The sequence below is a fragment of the Pseudonocardia sp. OZ21 genome (assembly GCF_059359135.1).
This window is the reverse complement of record NZ_JCADBN010000005.1, coordinates 167569-182201: the sequence shown is the minus strand read 5'-3', so window position 1 is coordinate 182201 and position 14633 is coordinate 167569. Positions and strand designations below refer to the sequence as shown.

14 protein-coding genes are annotated in these 14633 nt (G+C 72.8%); 6 read left to right on the top strand and 8 right to left on the bottom strand.

Annotated features, from left to right (window positions below; genetic code table 11):
* Window positions 1-71 precede the first annotated feature (71 nt).
* Together AC5L35_RS13835 and AC5L35_RS13830 are read right to left on the bottom strand one after the other, a co-directional pair.
* Entirely contained in the window at window positions 72-752 is a 681-nt protein-coding gene (locus AC5L35_RS13835) for a response regulator transcription factor (protein WP_495060017.1), read from the bottom strand.
* A complete protein-coding gene (locus AC5L35_RS13830) occupies window positions 740-2038 on the bottom strand; it encodes a sensor histidine kinase (RefSeq protein ID WP_495060016.1) in 1299 nt (432 codons plus the stop codon). Before AC5L35_RS13830 ends, AC5L35_RS13835 begins: the two co-directional genes overlap by 13 nt.
* Before the next feature lie 129 nt (window positions 2039-2167).
* Between AC5L35_RS13830 and AC5L35_RS13825 the strand changes: the two genes are divergently transcribed.
* From AC5L35_RS13825 to AC5L35_RS13815, 3 genes are read left to right on the top strand one after another with little or no spacing between them, the layout of a single operon-like run.
* Entirely contained in the window at window positions 2168-2941 is a 774-nt protein-coding gene (locus tag AC5L35_RS13825) for an ABC transporter ATP-binding protein (RefSeq protein ID WP_495060015.1), read from the top strand.
* Window positions 2926-4647, top strand: coding sequence for a hypothetical protein (locus tag AC5L35_RS13820; protein WP_495060014.1), 1722 nt, complete (start codon window positions 2926-2928; stop codon window positions 4645-4647). Before AC5L35_RS13825 ends, AC5L35_RS13820 begins: the two co-directional genes overlap by 16 nt.
* Window positions 4644-5816 carry a DUF418 domain-containing protein gene (locus AC5L35_RS13815; RefSeq protein ID WP_495060013.1) on the top strand — a complete coding sequence of 391 codons (1173 nt, stop codon included), beginning with the start codon at window positions 4644-4646 and terminating at the stop codon, window positions 5814-5816. Before AC5L35_RS13820 ends, AC5L35_RS13815 begins: the two co-directional genes overlap by 4 nt.
* 55 nt (window positions 5817-5871) lie before the next feature.
* Here AC5L35_RS13815 and AC5L35_RS13810 read toward each other — a convergent pair whose 3' ends face one another.
* Window positions 5872-6645 carry an enoyl-CoA hydratase-related protein gene (locus tag AC5L35_RS13810; protein WP_495060012.1) on the bottom strand — a complete coding sequence of 258 codons (774 nt, stop codon included), beginning with the start codon at window positions 6643-6645 and terminating at the stop codon, window positions 5872-5874.
* A 159-nt stretch (window positions 6646-6804) separates the two neighbouring features.
* On the opposite strand from AC5L35_RS13810, the gene AC5L35_RS13805 reads away from it, so the two are divergent.
* The gene (locus AC5L35_RS13805; protein ID WP_495060011.1) at window positions 6805-7512 is read left to right on the top strand and encodes a TetR/AcrR family transcriptional regulator; all 708 of its coding nucleotides are present in this window, start codon (window positions 6805-6807) and stop codon (window positions 7510-7512) included.
* A gap of 36 nt (window positions 7513-7548) precedes the next feature.
* Window positions 7549-8787, top strand: coding sequence for a cytochrome P450 family protein (locus tag AC5L35_RS13800; RefSeq protein WP_495060010.1), 1239 nt, complete (start codon window positions 7549-7551; stop codon window positions 8785-8787).
* A gap of 4 nt (window positions 8788-8791) precedes the next feature.
* On the opposite strand, the gene AC5L35_RS13795 is transcribed toward AC5L35_RS13800, so the two are convergent.
* The 5 genes from AC5L35_RS13795 to AC5L35_RS13775 form a co-directional block, all read right to left on the bottom strand.
* Entirely contained in the window at window positions 8792-9406 is a 615-nt protein-coding gene (locus AC5L35_RS13795) for a DUF302 domain-containing protein (protein ID WP_495060009.1), read from the bottom strand.
* Window positions 9403-10653, bottom strand: coding sequence for an MFS transporter (locus tag AC5L35_RS13790; RefSeq protein ID WP_495060008.1), 1251 nt, complete (start codon window positions 10651-10653; stop codon window positions 9403-9405). Before AC5L35_RS13790 ends, AC5L35_RS13795 begins: the two co-directional genes overlap by 4 nt.
* Window positions 10650-11171 carry a MarR family winged helix-turn-helix transcriptional regulator gene (locus tag AC5L35_RS13785; RefSeq protein ID WP_495060007.1) on the bottom strand — a complete coding sequence of 174 codons (522 nt, stop codon included), beginning with the start codon at window positions 11169-11171 and terminating at the stop codon, window positions 10650-10652. Before AC5L35_RS13785 ends, AC5L35_RS13790 begins: the two co-directional genes overlap by 4 nt.
* 652 nt (window positions 11172-11823) lie before the next feature.
* Entirely contained in the window at window positions 11824-12987 is a 1164-nt protein-coding gene (locus AC5L35_RS13780) for an acyl-CoA dehydrogenase family protein (protein ID WP_495060006.1), read from the bottom strand.
* A gap of 61 nt (window positions 12988-13048) precedes the next feature.
* The gene (locus tag AC5L35_RS13775; protein WP_495060005.1) at window positions 13049-13579 is read right to left on the bottom strand and encodes an NUDIX domain-containing protein; all 531 of its coding nucleotides are present in this window, start codon (window positions 13577-13579) and stop codon (window positions 13049-13051) included.
* Window positions 13580-13622: 43 nt separating this feature from the next.
* Here AC5L35_RS13775 and AC5L35_RS13770 point away from each other — a divergent pair, with 43 nt between their 5' ends.
* The gene (locus AC5L35_RS13770; protein WP_495060004.1) at window positions 13623-14594 is read left to right on the top strand and encodes a helix-turn-helix transcriptional regulator; all 972 of its coding nucleotides are present in this window, start codon (window positions 13623-13625) and stop codon (window positions 14592-14594) included.
* The last annotated feature ends 39 nt before the right edge of the window (window positions 14595-14633 follow it).

Genomic DNA, 14633 nt, shown 5'->3' with positions numbered 1-14633 from the left:
AGATCGACGCCAGAGTTGTCCGTCGCGCGTGGAACAACTCTGGTGTCCATCTCGCGGTGCCGTGCGCCGGCTCAGCGTCCGGATTCGTGGGCCAGGATCGCGAGCTGGATGCGGTTGGTCAGGTCCAGCCTGGTCAGGGCGCTGGAGAGCGTCGCCTTGATGCTCGACGCTGACAGGTGCAGGCGTTCGGCGATCTCGGCGTTGCTCAGCCCCTCCGCCACCGCCAGCGCGACCTGGCGCTCGCGGGCGGTCAGCAGGCTCATCCGGGCGACGGCGTCCGAGTGGCTCGATGCGCCGTGGCCCGGCAGGCGGGCGGCCATGGCGATCACGCTGCGGGCGACGCTCGGGGAGAGCACGGGGTCACCCGCGGCTGCGCGACGTACGGCGTCGACGATCTGGGCGGGCGCGGTGTGCTTGAGCAGGAAGCCCGCGGCGCCCGCTCGTAGTGCGGCGAGCACCGTCTCGTCCGTGTCGAACGTCGTCAGCATCACGACGGCGGGGCGGGGGGCGTGGTCGTCGCGGCGGCGGTGGAGAGCGGCCGTGGCGGCGACGCCGTCGAGCACCGGCATCCGGACGTCCATCAGCACGACGTGCGGGGCGGACCGGGCCACCGCGTCGACCACGTCGGCGCCGTCGGCGGCCTCGCCCACGACCTCGATGTCCCCCGCGCCGCCCAGCATCATCGTGAGCCCGCTGCGGACGAGGGGATCGTCGTCGACGACGAGTACCCGGATCACGGTCACTGCGTCCACGGCATTCTCGCGCGCAACCGGAACCGACCGTCGGTGATCTCGTGGGTGAGCGTGCCTCCGTGCAGGGCGACGCGCTCGGCGAGCCCCGTCAACCCCGACCCGGCTCCCGGGATCTCGCTCGTGGTCACCCCGAGCGGCACGGGGTTGTCCACCTGCACCACGACGTCCCCGCCCGGCCCGCCCCGCACGGTGACGTGGACGGCGGCGGCGGGAGCGTGCTTGCGGGCGTTGGTGAGGCCCTCCTGCACGATGCGGTAGACGGTGCGCTGCAACTGCGGACGCAGGGCGGCGAGGTCGCCGGCGAGATCCGTGTGCACCTCCTGGCCGCTGCGGCGCGCCTCGTCGACGAGCGCGGGGAGCCGTTCCGCGGTGGGCTGCGGCGCGGCCCTGATCTCCTCCCGGTCGACGTCGGCCGTCGCGGCCGGGTCGCGCAGCAGGTGGAGCACCTCGCGGAGCTCGTCGAGGGCCTGGTTCGCGTTGGACCGCACCACGCTCACCGCGCTGTGCACCTCCGCCGCGGTCGGTGGCGGCGCGGTCCCGCTCTCCGCCATGGCGGTGCGGTACTCGAGGGCGCCCGCGTGCACCGACAGCAGGGAGATCCGGTGCGCGAGCACGTCGTGCATCTCCCTGGCGATCCGCTGCCGCTCGGTGTGGCGGCTCTCCTCCAGCTGTCTCGTGTGCTCGCGCCGTTCGGCGTCGGCACGCATCCCCAGCGCGAGCACGAGCCGGCGGCGGGCGCGGACGCCGAGCCCTGCGGTGACCACCAGCGCCCCCAGCAGCAGGAGCACGAGGACCCACGGAACGGGCGGGCCGAACACGGGCGGGAAGTACGTGGCCATGTACGGCACGCCGAGCAGCACCATGCCGAAGCTGACCGGCACCGCGTACGTCCAGCCCCGGTGCAGGGCGAGCGAGAACAGCAGCAGGAACACGGCGCCGGTCGCCGTGTTGGACATGGACGCGGCGACGGCGGCCAGTATCCCGGTGGCCACCGGGAACCGCCTGCGCCACCACAGCGCTAGGCACGCCGCTGCGCCGAGGAGCGGATCGACGATCCGGAGCCAGGTGGGCAGGCCGAACAGGTCGGGCAGCAGCACGAGCGTCTGCTCGGACGCCCCGGCGAGTACGGCCACCAGGAACATCGCGAGGTCGACGGCCCAGTCGCGGGGCGTGCGCCTGGCCGAACCCGTGGTGGTGCGGCCGTCCGGGTCGACGGCGCGGGCCAGCTCCCCGGGAAGCATCCAGCGGTCCACCGGGGGCGCGTCCGGCCGGGCGGTGTCGACCATGGGACGAACTGTACGGAAGGGACGTATACCCGAGTGGCTTGATTTTCCGGCCGGACGCGGGCCGATCGGCCAGGGGGACTGTCCGGTCGGCCGCAGTACGGGGCGTGCCGGCCGGGCAGCGTTGCGGCCATGTCGATCGACACCCCGGTGGCCCTGCACCTGGACGGGCTCACGAAGGTCTTCTCCGGGAAGCCGGCTGCCGACCAGGTGAGCCTGACGGTTCCGGTTGGCTCGCTGACCGGGCTCGTCGGGCCCAACGGCGCCGGCAAGACCACCTCGCTCGCGATGACCGTCGGCCTGCTGCGCCCGGACGCCGGTACCGCCGCGGTCCACGGCGTCGACGTCTGGACGGATCCCACCCGCGCGAAGGCGCTGCTCGGCGTGCTGCCCGACGGTCTCGCGCTCCCGGAGCGGCTCACCGGCGGTGAGCTGCTCACGTACTGGGGATTGCTGCGCGACATGCCCGCTGACGTGGTGCGCGCCAGGGCCGTCGAGCTGATGCGCATCCTCGAGCTCGACGAGGCCGAGGACCGGGGGTTGCAGGTCATCGAGTACTCGACGGGCATGCGAAAGAAGATCGGGCTGGCCACCGCACTGCTGCACGCACCGAAGGTGCTGGTGCTCGACGAGCCGTTCGAGGCGGTCGACCCGGTCTCGGCCCGCGTGCTGCGCGGCATCCTGTGCCGTTTCGTCGCTGCCGGGGGGTCGGTGGTGATCTCGTCGCACGTGATGTCGCTGGTCGAGGACCTCTGTGACCGGGTGGCCATCATCGCGGCCGGGCGGGTGCTGACCGCAGGAACCCTGGCCGACGTCCGCGGCGACTCGACGCTCGAGGACACCTTCGTCCGGCTCGTCGGGGAGCGCGAGATCGGGGAGGAGGAGCTGGCGTGGTTGGCGAGCTGATCCGGCTCAAGTTCGCGATCCAGCGGCACACGCTCAGCTGGAAGCGGGTGCTCGGTCTCGTGCTGGGCGTGGTGGGCGCGCTCGCCACGTGGGTGGCCGTGCTGGTCGCGGCCCCGTCGGCCCGGTCCGACGTGCTGCTGTTCATGCTCGCCGCCTGGCTGGTCGGCTGGCTGGTCGGGCCGATACTGACCTCGGGCGCGGCCGTGCTGCGGCCGGAGTACTTCACGCTGCTGCCGCTGTCCCCGCGGCGGCTGGGGGTCGGGCTGCTCGCGTCGGTGTTCGTCGGCGTCGGTGCCGCCGTGACCGCGGCGGCCGTGCTCGCGCTGGTCGGCTACGCGGTCGTGACGGCCGTACCGGACGTCGCGTCCGTGGCGGCCGCCGTCGGTATCGCGGTGGTCGGGGCGGCGCTGCTGCTCGTGTTCACCGTGGCGCTCTCGCGGGTGGCGTACGCCCTGCTCGGCGCGGCCATGCGCACCCGGATGGGCGTCGAGATCGCGGCGATCCAGTACGGGCTGCTGCTCGCGTCGATGTTCGTCGGGTGGGTGATCGTCTCGCCTGTGGTGAGCGCCCTGCCCGTGTTCCTGCGCGACGGGTTCGGCGCGTCGGGGGTCTCGGGGGTGCTGGCCCTGTTCCCCAGCAGTTGGCCCCTGCTGGCCGTCGACGCCGTGGCCGCGGGCGACCTTGCGTCGGCCGTGGGGCTGATCGGCGCGCTGGCGCTGGTCACGGCGCTGGCGGTGCTGGCCGCCGTCGCACTCCTGACGCCCTACGTGGGCAACCGCACCGTCCGCCGCCGCACCCGCCCGTGGGGGAGCCGGGTGCTGACCCGGGGACGGCTGCTGCCCGGCACGCCGCTCGGTGCCGTGGTGGGCAAGGAGCTGCGCACCTGGTGGCGGGACCCGTGGCGGAGCCTGGAGGTCCGCTCGTCCATCTGGTTCGGGATCTTCGTCGCGATCTACGGTGTGATCGCCGGGATCCCGCAGCTCGCCGGTCTGGCCGGCATCGCCGTCGCGCTGATGGTCGGCCTCAGCGGGGCGAACCTGTTCGGCCAGGACGGCACCGCACTGTGGCTGCTCATGGTCGGGCAGAGCCCCCGTGCCGTGCGGGCCGACATCCGGGGCCGTCAGATCGGGCTGGTCGTGGCGCTGGGTGTGCCCGCCTTCGGCCTGTCGACGCTGATGATGGCGCTGACCAGGGTGTTCGAGTTCGCGGTGCCGATCTACGCGGCCATCCTGGCCACGCTCGGGGTCGGCAGCGCCGTGGCCGTCGTGATGTCCGTGGTCGGCGTGACTCCGGGGGTCGACCCGCACCGCCGGGTCAACGCCACCGACGCCGGGGAGAACGGCTTCGCCATCCAGGTGGCGCTCTGGGCGGTGCTGCTCTTGATCGCGCCGACGGTGGCGGTGGCGGTGCCGCTGGCGTTCGGTGCCCACCCGCCGCTGTGGCTCGCGGTGGTGACTCTCGCGGTGGCGCTCGGGAACGCCGTGGCCGCCGGCTGGGCGGGTGGTGCCGTGGCGGTCCGTCGCCTGGAGTCCCACCTGCCCGAGACCTTCGCCCGGCTGCGCTACCCGGGCACGACGATGGCGAAGGGCCGCGGCGGCGGGTTCCTCGACTACCTGTCCGGCCACGCCGAGAGTGCCGCGCTCGCCGCCGCGGCGGCAGCCAAGGGCGAGAAGCCCGCCGAACGGACGAAGGAGACCGTCGGATGACCGCGACCGGCCCCCTCGCAAGTGCCGGCTACGGCGCCACTCCGCCCTCGGAGCGCAAGCTCGCCCCCGACCTGGCCCGCGGGGTGATGCTCCTGCTGATCGCGATGGCCTACGCCGGGGTGTACGCGGGGGTCGCGTTCGGTGGCCGGCTCCCGGACGGGACCTCCGCGGCCGACACCGTGGCGCGGTTCGTGGTGATGCTCGTGCTCGACAACCGCGCGTTCCCGATGTTCGCGATGCTCTACGGCTACGGGCTGGCCTGGATGGTGGCCCGCAGGCGCCGGGCGGGCGTGCCGGACGCCGAGACCCGTGGCCTGCTGCGCCGGCGCAGCCTGTGGCTCCTCGCCTTCGGCGCCGTGCACGCGTTCCTGGTGTTCCCCGGCGAGATCCTCGCCTCCTACGGGCTGGCCGGGCTCGTGCTCGGCGGTCTGCTGTTCCGTTCCGACCGCGCCGTCACGCGCACGATCGCGGTGCTCGTGCCCTGCTACGCCGTCACCGTGACGCTGGCGATGGTCTCCCTCGCGGCTGCGCCCGACGTCGCCGCGGTCGCGATGCCCGGGTACACCACCGCGGCGGACTGGCTGGCGCGCGCGGTCGCCGTGCCGTTCAACCCGATTTTCGTCGCCCTGGCCTTCCCGCTGTTCCTGCTCGTCGTGCTGGGTTTCCGGGCCGGGCGCATCGGGCTGCTCGACGAGCCGGCCCGCCACCGCCTGCTCCTGGTCCGCATCGCGGTCGGCGGGATCGCCACGTCGTTGCTCGGCGCGTTGCCCGCGGCGCTGATCGCGGTCGACGCCCTACGGCCCGGCGTCGTGTCCACCGGCGCTCTGCTCGCCCTGCAGGTGCTGACGGGCGTGCTCGGCGGCGCCGGCTACGCGGCGGCGTTCGGCCTGCTCGCCCTGCGCCTGGACGAGCGGCGCGGCCCGATCACCCGTGCCGTGGCCGCGGTGGGACAGCGGTCGCTGACCTTCTACCTGCTCAACTCGGTGCTCGTCGCCGTGGTGCTGCACCGCGGCCTGCTGGGTCTCGGGGAGCGGGTGGACAGCCTCGGCGCGCTGGCCGTCGCCCTCGCCGTCTGGCTCGTCGCGCTGGCCGTGGCGGCCTGGATGGACCGCACCGGGCGTCCCGGTCCGATGGATGCGCTGCTGCGCCGGCTCGTCTCCAAGCGCTGAACGCATGATCAACGCGCACTGGTTCACCCGCGATCATGAACCACTGCGCGTTCGGTCAGTCCGGCCAGACGGGCGCGCGCTTCTCCAGGAACGACGCCATCCCCTCCCGCGCGCCGGGGCTCTGTGACAGCGACGCCATCACCTCCACGGCGATCGCGTACGCGTCGGCCTCCGGCCGGTCCAGCTGGGCGTAGAGGGTCTGCTTGCCCACGCCCTTGCCGAAGCGGCTGCCGCGGGTGGCCCGCGCCAGCAGGTCGTCGACCCGGGCGTCCAGCTCGGCGTCCGGCACCGCGTAGTTGACCAGCCCCCACTCGGCGGCGGTGGCCGCGTCGACCGCGTCGCCGGTGAGGGCCATCTCCATCAGCCGCTTGCGTCCGATGGTGCGGGCCACCGGGACGGCAGGCGTGTGGCAGAACCAGCCGCCCTTGCCCCCGGGCAGCGCGAACGCGGCCGACTCCGCCGCCACCGCCAGGTCGCAGGACGCCACGAGCTGGCAGCCCGCCGCGGTCGCGATGGCCTGCACCCGCGCGATCACGACCTGCGGCACCTCCTGGACGGTCTGCATGACGCGGGTGCAGAGCTTCAGCAGGTCGCGCACCCCGCCGAGGTCCCGGGCCGCCACGTCGGAGAAGTCGTGGCCCGCCGAGAACGCCTTGCCCTCGGCGCCGAGCACGATGCCCGTGGCGCTGCTGCGCCCTGCCGTCTCGAACGCGTCGAGCAGCTCGCGCAGGTGGCCTTCCGACAGTGCGTTGCGCCGGTCCGGCCGGTTCATCGTGATCCGGACGGTGTCGCCCTCGTGCTTGACCAGCAGATGTTCGTAGTCGGCCATGCCGCAACGGTAGTCCGGGACGGGGGTCGTGGCACTCGGGTGAGTCCGACGAACCGGGCTTGTCGGACGCTGCCACCCCGCGTACGGTGACCTCGTGACCGGATCGGGAGATCTGGTCACAACGTCAGATGGTCAGGGCGTCACGACGAGGAGGTCGGCGTGGCCGCGCCGGAGTTCGCGAGCAGCCGCATGGAGCGGGTCCTCGACACCGCAGCCGAGCTGCTCGTGCGATGGGGCTACCAACGGGTCACCATCGACGAGGTCGCGCGGCACGCCGGAATCGGCAAGGGCACGGTCTACCTGCACTTCCGCACGAAGGAAGCGCTCTTCCTCACCGTGCTGCTGCGTGCCAACCGCCGGATCGTCACGGCCATGGCCGACCGGATGGAGGCCGAGCCCGCGCACGTCCTGCCCTCCCGGCAGCTGAGCTCGCTCTACCTGGAGCTCGCGGCCGACCCGATGTCCCGCGCGCTGTACCTGGCCGACGCCGAGGTGCTCGGCCGGCTCGCACACGAAGCAGGGGAGACCCTCGGGGGGCTGGCCGCCGCCCGTGCGGAGACGCTGACCGAACACCTGCGGCTGCTGCGCGACGCGGGATGTGTGCGCACCGACCTCGACATCGACGCGCTGCTCTACATGTTCGGGGCGATCGGGGCCGGGTTCTTCTTCGTGGGCGGTGCGCCGGGGAGCCGTCCCGACCTCGACGTGGACACCCGCGCCGGTCTCCTCGAACGGGCCATCGCCTCCGCCGTGCAGGTGCCGGACCCGCCGTCCGCCGAGCTCGAGCGCCTGGCGCCCGTCATCGCCGAGCTCTACCGATCACTCATCGAGCACATCGACAACGAGTGGCGCCGCCGCGTCCGGTGAACCCGGACGGACGGCACCGGAGAGAAGGAGCCAGGAATGACCACGACACCGTCGTCCGTCGAACCGAACCTGATGGACCCTGCCCTCATCGCCGATCCGTACGGGGGCTACGGACGCCTGCGCGAGCAGGGCCCGGTGCTGCGCGGACGCACGATGGACGGCGGAAGCGCCTGGTACGTCACGCGTCAGGCGGACGTGCGCGTGGTGCTGGGTGATCCGCGTTTCGTGAACGACCCGGCGTCGGTGCCGGATGTGGAGGTGAACAACGTCCGCGAGAAGATGCTCGAGGAGGCGCTGGGCCTCCCGCCGGAGCTCTCCCGCTACGTCATCACCTCGATCCTCGACAGGGACGGAGCCGACCACACCCGGCTGCGCAAGCTGGTGTCGCGGGCGTTCACGGTTCGGCGGGTCAACGACCTGCGCCCCCGGGTCGAGGCGATCACCGCGACTCTGCTCGACGGCCTCGCGTCCCCCGCCGAACTGATCGAGCAGTTCGCCTATCCGCTGCCGATCACGGTGATCTGCGAGCTGGTCGGTGTGCCCGAGGCCGACCGGCCCGCCTGGCGGGAGTGGGGCGTCGGCCTGGTGTCGATGGACCCGAAGATCTTCCCGGTGGTGATCCGCGAGATGGTCGCCCACGTGCAGGACCTCATCGGGCGCCGCCGGGCAGAGCCGGCCGACGACCTCCTGACCGCCCTCATCCAGGCGCAGGAGGCGGACGGCGACCAGCTCAGCGACGACGAGTTGGTCACGATGGTGCTCACGCTGGTGCTCGCGGGCCACGAGACGACCGCCCACCTGATCGGGAACGGCATCGTCGCCCTGCTCACCCACCCCGACCAGCTCGACCTGCTCCGTCACGACCCGAGCCTGTGGCCCGGCGCCGTGCACGAGCTGATGCGGTTCTGCGGGCCGGTGCACATCACGAGACTGCGCTACGCCGCGGAGGACGTCGATCTCGGCGGGGTGCGGATCCGAACGGGTGAAGCCGTCCAGGCCGTGCTGGTGTCGGCCAACTTCGATCCCCGGGAGTACACCGACCCCGAGCGGTTCGACGTGACCAGGCGGCCGGTCGGGCGCGGGGAGGGGCACGTGGGGTTCGGGCACGGATTCCACTACTGCCTCGGTGCGGCGCTCGCCCGTCAGGAGGGGGAGGTGGCGTTCCGCGCTCTGTTCGAGCGGTTCCCCGACCTGGCACTGGTCAACGAGGAGCAGGAGTGGGCGCGGTTGCCGGGGTCGCGCAGGCTCACGCGGCTGCCGGTGCGGCTCGCCTGACGCGTCACGGCGTGGTGACGCCGAGGAACTCCAGGAGCGCGTCGAGCCTGTGGTCGAGATCCTCGCCGTAACGCACGATCCGGGGGTCACCGAGGCTCGCCAACCGCGCGCTGGGCCGGTCGGTCACGAATCGCACCTGCCCCGCCACGTCCTCGTGGATAGCCGCGCGCAATGGCGCGCGGAACAGAACTGCCGGGCTGTCCAGCAGGTACGCCCGGCACCGGCGGCAGTTGCTCTCGGGGCACAGCATCGAGCTGATGTCGCGGCTCCAGTGAGTGACGAAGCCGTGGGGAGCCTTGTCCGCCACCGCGCGGACAAGGGCGTCCCAGTTCGCTTCCGCTCTCGTGAACTGCGTGAACCCTGGTGTGTCGAACCGCGGCACGGCCTGCTCGAACCGGGCCCGGAACTCGGCGAAGGACGTGTCGACCACAATCCTGTGCACCTTGCGGGCCGCCACATCGATCTCGCGTCGTTGCGGTGGTGTCATGGCTTCTCCCTGGGGAGGAACCTTAAACCCGCCGTCCGTCATTTCAATACAGATCCTGACGGCGGATCGCCTGTCCGCCAAATGCCGACGAATCTGGAGAACGATATCGACCGGGCCGAGAATGGTGATCAAGCTCGGGGCGCCGCCGACGTCTCCCGTGGGCTCCAGCGCCGCAGCGCGGGGTTGGTGACGGCCAGTGCGACCACCACGAGGGCGCAGGCGAGGCCGCCCGTCACCGCGGCCGTCGACGCCGAGGTGAGAGCGGCCACGGCCCCGGCCCTGGCGTTGCCGATACCCGGGCCGCCGACGCCCACGACGTTCTCGACGGAGCTGACGCGGCCGAGGTAGGTGTCCGGGGTGGCCAGCTGGACCAGGGTGCCGCGGGAGATGACGGAGATGGTGTCGGCGGCCCCGGCCACGGCGAGGCACGCGAAGGTCGGCAGCAGCGTGTCGGAGAGGCCGAAACCGGCGAGCGCCAGACCCCAGGTGGCCGCGGCGACCAGGGAGACCATCCCCGGTCTGCCGACGCGGACCATGAGACCGGAGGTGAGGCTGCCGGCGATCCCGCCCACCGCGATCGCCGACAGGAACAGGCCGAGGGTCTCCGGGTTCCCCCCGAACCGTTCCTGGTTGATCATCGGGAAGAGCGCGATGGGCATCGCGAGCACGGTGGCGGCGAGGTCGGTGGCCATGGCGCCACGCAACGCCGGGCGCCGCACGAGGAACCGCCAGCCGTCCCAGGTCGAGCGCAGGCCGAACCGCGCCGCGCCGTCCGCGGGCCGCATGCTCGGCAGCCGGGCCACCCCGTACAGAGAGACCGTGATGGCCGCGGCGTCGAGGACGTAGGCCCAGGTGAGGCCCCAGCGGGCCAGAACCAGACCGGCGACGGCCGGCCCGACCAGCATCGCGGCCTGGAAGCTGACGTGGTTCAGGGCGATGCCGGCCGGAACCTGGTCGCGCGGGAGCAGCCGGGCCACGAAGGTGCGGCGGGCTGACGACCCGAGCGCTCCGCACGACGTCTGCGCAGCCACCAGAAGCAGCACGAGTGGCAGTGACTGCATACCGACGGCGGCCTGGACGGCGAGCAGCGCGGCCGCGGTCACCGCACCCGCACCGGAGATCATGACGAGCGTGCGTCGGTCGACGGCGTCGGCCAGCGCGCCACCGAGCAGTCCGAACACGATCGTCGGCACGGCCGTGGCGACTCCGATGGCGCCGACCCACACCGGGCTGTGCGTGAGCTCCCAGACCTGGTAGAGCACCGCGACCACGGCGACCTGGCCGCTGAAGCTCGACGCCGTCGTGCCGACCCAGAGGCGGCGGAACGCCGGGTGCGACCGCAGCGGGCGGGTGTCGACGATGCCGTCCAGCACGCTCACGCCCCGTGCCCCGGTCCGTGACCCTCGAGCTGCTGCGTGATGCGGTCGAGGAAGGAACGACGCTGCAGAGCCGCTGTGATGTCGTCGACGACGCGGGTGAGGGGGTAGGGCAGCTCCTCCTCCAGCTCCGCCAACGCGCGTTCCGTCGCGCGCCACTCGTCTTCGAGAAACGGCACGAGCTCACGGCCGCGATCGGTCAGCGAGACGGTGCGGGTGCGGGCGTCGGAGCCGGGTGAGCTCTCGACGAGCCCGTCCCCGCGCATGGCGGTGACGGTCTGGCTCATGGCCGAGTGCGTCACGTCGACCTGTTCGGCCAGCTCCTTGACACTCATCGGGCCGAGGTGGTGCAGGCGGATCAGCGCCATGCTGAACCGGGTGCGGACGGGCACGCCGCGCTGCGCGTACAGCCTGCCGATGTCGTCATCCATCGCCGAGAGCAGAACCCGCAGGGGCCGGATCGCGCTCTCGAGGGTCGGGTCGGCGCCCCGGGCCGGCTGGGGCTGATCAGGGGATGTCACAGCGCTAATGTAACAGCGCTGATATGACAGTGCTCACGGGTTTTAGACCGGCGCCGGGCCGGGCGCGGCAGCCGGTGACCGCAGCCGGTCGAACGCCTCCCGGAAGGCCGCCTGGTCGCACGGGACGACCAGGACGAGCGTCCGGGAGAGCCGGCTGGCAGCGGAGACCCCACCCCCTGCGAGTCGCCCGAATTACGCCCGCGCGGGGTGATCGCTATGAGATGCGGCTGTTGGCCCCGCGGAGAGCGAACACCTGCATCTCGGAACGATCAAGCGCACCGCGCGCCCCGCCCCTGATGGTCCTCGCAGAGGGGGTGGGTTCCTCGCAGGTGCTGTGGGGTCTGCGAGGAGCACGCGCGGTTTGCGAGGACGCGCCTGGTCCCGCGAGTCGCCCGGTTTGGGGGCGCGAGTTGCCGGGTTCTCGTTGTGGCGCGACCCGTGGCGCGACTCCTGCGTGGGCGCGTGGGCGCGTGGGTGCGTGGGTGCGTGGGAAACGGGCGACTCGCGCCCGCGATCCGGGCGACTCGCGCGCTGGAACCGGGCGACTCGCGGGCACAGCGGGGGGTGATCGCTGTGAGATGCGGCTGTTGGCCCCGCGGGGGGCGGACCCGTGGATCTCGGAACGATCAACCGCGCCGCGCCCCGCCCCCGTCTAGTACGACCGGGGGAGGCCGAGGGAGTGCTGGGCGATGTAGTTCAGGATCATCTCCCGGCTCACCGGGGCGATCCGGGTGGCGCGGACGGCGCCGACCAGCGTGCCCACCCCGTACTCGACCGACATCCCGTTGCCGCCGTGCGCCTGCACCGCGGCGTCGACGGCGTTGATCGCGGCCTCGGCGGCGGCGTACTTGGCCATGTTCGCCGCCTCGCCCGCGGCGGCCTGGTCGCCCTCGTCGTAGAGCCAGGCGGCGCGGGTGGTGGCGAGGCGGGCGAGCTCGACCTCGACGTGGGCCTTGGCGAGCGGGTGGGCGATCGCCTGGTGGCTGCCGATCGGCGCCTGCCACACGGTGCGGTCCTTGGCGTAGGCGGCGCCCTTGCGCAGGGCGTAGCGGGCGAGGCCGTTGACGTAGGCGGCCACGGTGATCCGCTCCGGGTTGAGGCCGGCGAACAGCGCTGCCAGGCCGGCCTCCTCCCCGCCGACCAGCGCGTCGTCGGGCACGAACGCGTCGTCGAAGTAGATCGTGAACTGCTTCTCGGGGCTGTGGATGGCCATCTCGATCGGCTGGTAGGTCATGCCCGGTGTGTCGGTGGGCACGATGAACATCGCGGGGCGGAGGGTGCCGGCTGCCGCGTCCTCGAGGCGGGCGACCACGAGCGTCGCGTCCGTCTCGTCCACGCCGGAGATGTAGTACTTGGTGCCGCTCAGGCGCCACCCGCCGCCGTCGGGGTCGCGGCGGGCGGTGGTGGTGATCCGGTGCGAGTTCGATCCCGCGTCCGGCTCGGTGATCGCGAACGACATCCGGACGGAGCCGTCGGCGAAGCGGGGGAGCCAGCGCTCCTTCTGGTCGGCGGTGCCGGACTTCGCGATCACCGAGGCGGCGATCGCGGGCGAGACCACGATCAACAGCAACGGGCAGCCCGCCGCGGCGATCTCCTCGGCGACGATCGTGAGCTCGACCATCCCAGCGCCGCCGCCTCCGTACTCGGCGGGTACCGCCACGCCGAGGTAGCCGGCCGCGGCGGCGTCGGCCCACAGCTCGGTGGTCTTCGCGCCGGTACGCGCCTTGTCCATGAGGTAGTCGTGGCCGTACTTCGCCGCCATCGCGGCGACGGAGGACCGCAGCAGCCGTTGCTCGTCGGTCTCGCGCAGGTCCATGCGGTGGTCCCTTTCCGGTCCGGTCGGTCGCGTTGGGGCAGATCATGCCCCGTCGCCGAGCTCAGGCCCGATCGTGCAGCTGCAGGAGCAGGTAGGCGGCGAGGCTCTGGGAGTCCGTCATCTCGCCGGACCGGGCCATCGCCTCGAACTCCGCCGTGGTGAACCAGGCGGCGCGCATGTCCTGTTCGGTGTGCTCGCGTTGCGTGGGTCCCTCGTTGAGCTCGGTGGCCAGCCAGACGGTGCCGGTCTGGCTCGACATCCCGGGCGCCACCTCGAGCCTGCCGATCAGCTCCATCCGGCCGGCCACGAGGCCGGTCTCCTCGCGCAGCTCCTGCACCGCCAGGTCGGCGGTGTCGACCTCCGTCCGGCCGGGGGCCGTGCCTGCCGGGAACTCCCAGCGGCGTCGGCCCACCGGGTAGCGGAACTGTTCGACCATCTGGAGCCGGTCGCCGTCACGCGGGATCACCAGTGCGAAGGTCGGCTTGTCGATCACGCCGTAGATGCCGTTCGAGCCGTCGGGGCGGCGCACGGCGTCCTCACGAACGGACATCCAGTTGTTGGCGTAGACCTGGCGGGTGCTGAGCGTCTCCACCTGACCACCGTGCCGGTTTGCGGGGATCGGGCACGATCCGGGGGTGCGCGCGTCCCGGTTGGTCACCCTGCTGTTCACGCTGCAGCGCCTGCGCGGGGCGACGGCGGCCGAGCTGGCGCGCGAGCTGGAGGTCTCCGAGCGGACGATCTACCGGGACGTCGCTGCACTTTCCGCAGCGGGGGTGCCGCTGTTCGCCGAGCCCGGCCGCGGCGGCGGCATCCGGCTCGTCGAGGGCTGGCGGACCCGGCTGGACGGGCTCACGGCACAGGAGGCGGCTGCGCTCTTCGCGGTGGGCGCCCCGCAGGTGCTCGCCGAGCTGGGTATGAGCGCCGCGCTGGCCGGGGCGCAGGCCAAGCTGCTCGCCACCCTGCCCGCGGAGCTGCGGGAGCACGCCCGGATCGTCGCGGAACGGTTCCACCTCGACGCGCCCGGCTGGTTTCACACCCCGCAGCAGGTGACGCAGCTCGCCGCTGTCGCCGAGGCGGTGTGGGAGCAGCGGCGGCTGCGCATCTCCTACCGCCGGCGCTCCGACGTCGTGGAGCGGACGGTCGACCCGCTCGGGCTCGTGCTGAAGGCGGGGACGTGGTACCTCGCCTCGCGGAGCGCGGAGGCCGTGCTCACCTACCGGGTCGACCGGATCGCCGCGGCGGAGCCGACGGGCGAGGGTTTCGCCCGGCCGGACGGGTTCGACCTCGCGGAGTGGTGGGCGGGGGCGGCGAGCCGGTTCGAGAGCCGGATGCTGCGCGAGACGGTGCGGTTGCGGCTCGGGCCGCGGGGGCTGAAGTGGTTGTCGCACGTCGCCGACCCCGACGCGGCGGTCCGTGCCGTGGCGCACGCCGGCCCGCCGGACGCCGAGGGCTGGCGCGAGGTGGAGCTCGACGTGGAGGACGTCCCGGTCGCGGCGGGCCAGCTCACGGGGCTCGGCGGGGAGGTGGAGGCGCTGGAGCCGCCCGAACTGCGGGTTGCGCTGGCGGCCGCGGGTGCCGCGCTCGCGGCCCGCAACGCGCCGATGTGACGCGCGTGTCAATCGTTGACATCCATGCGGTCCGATTGT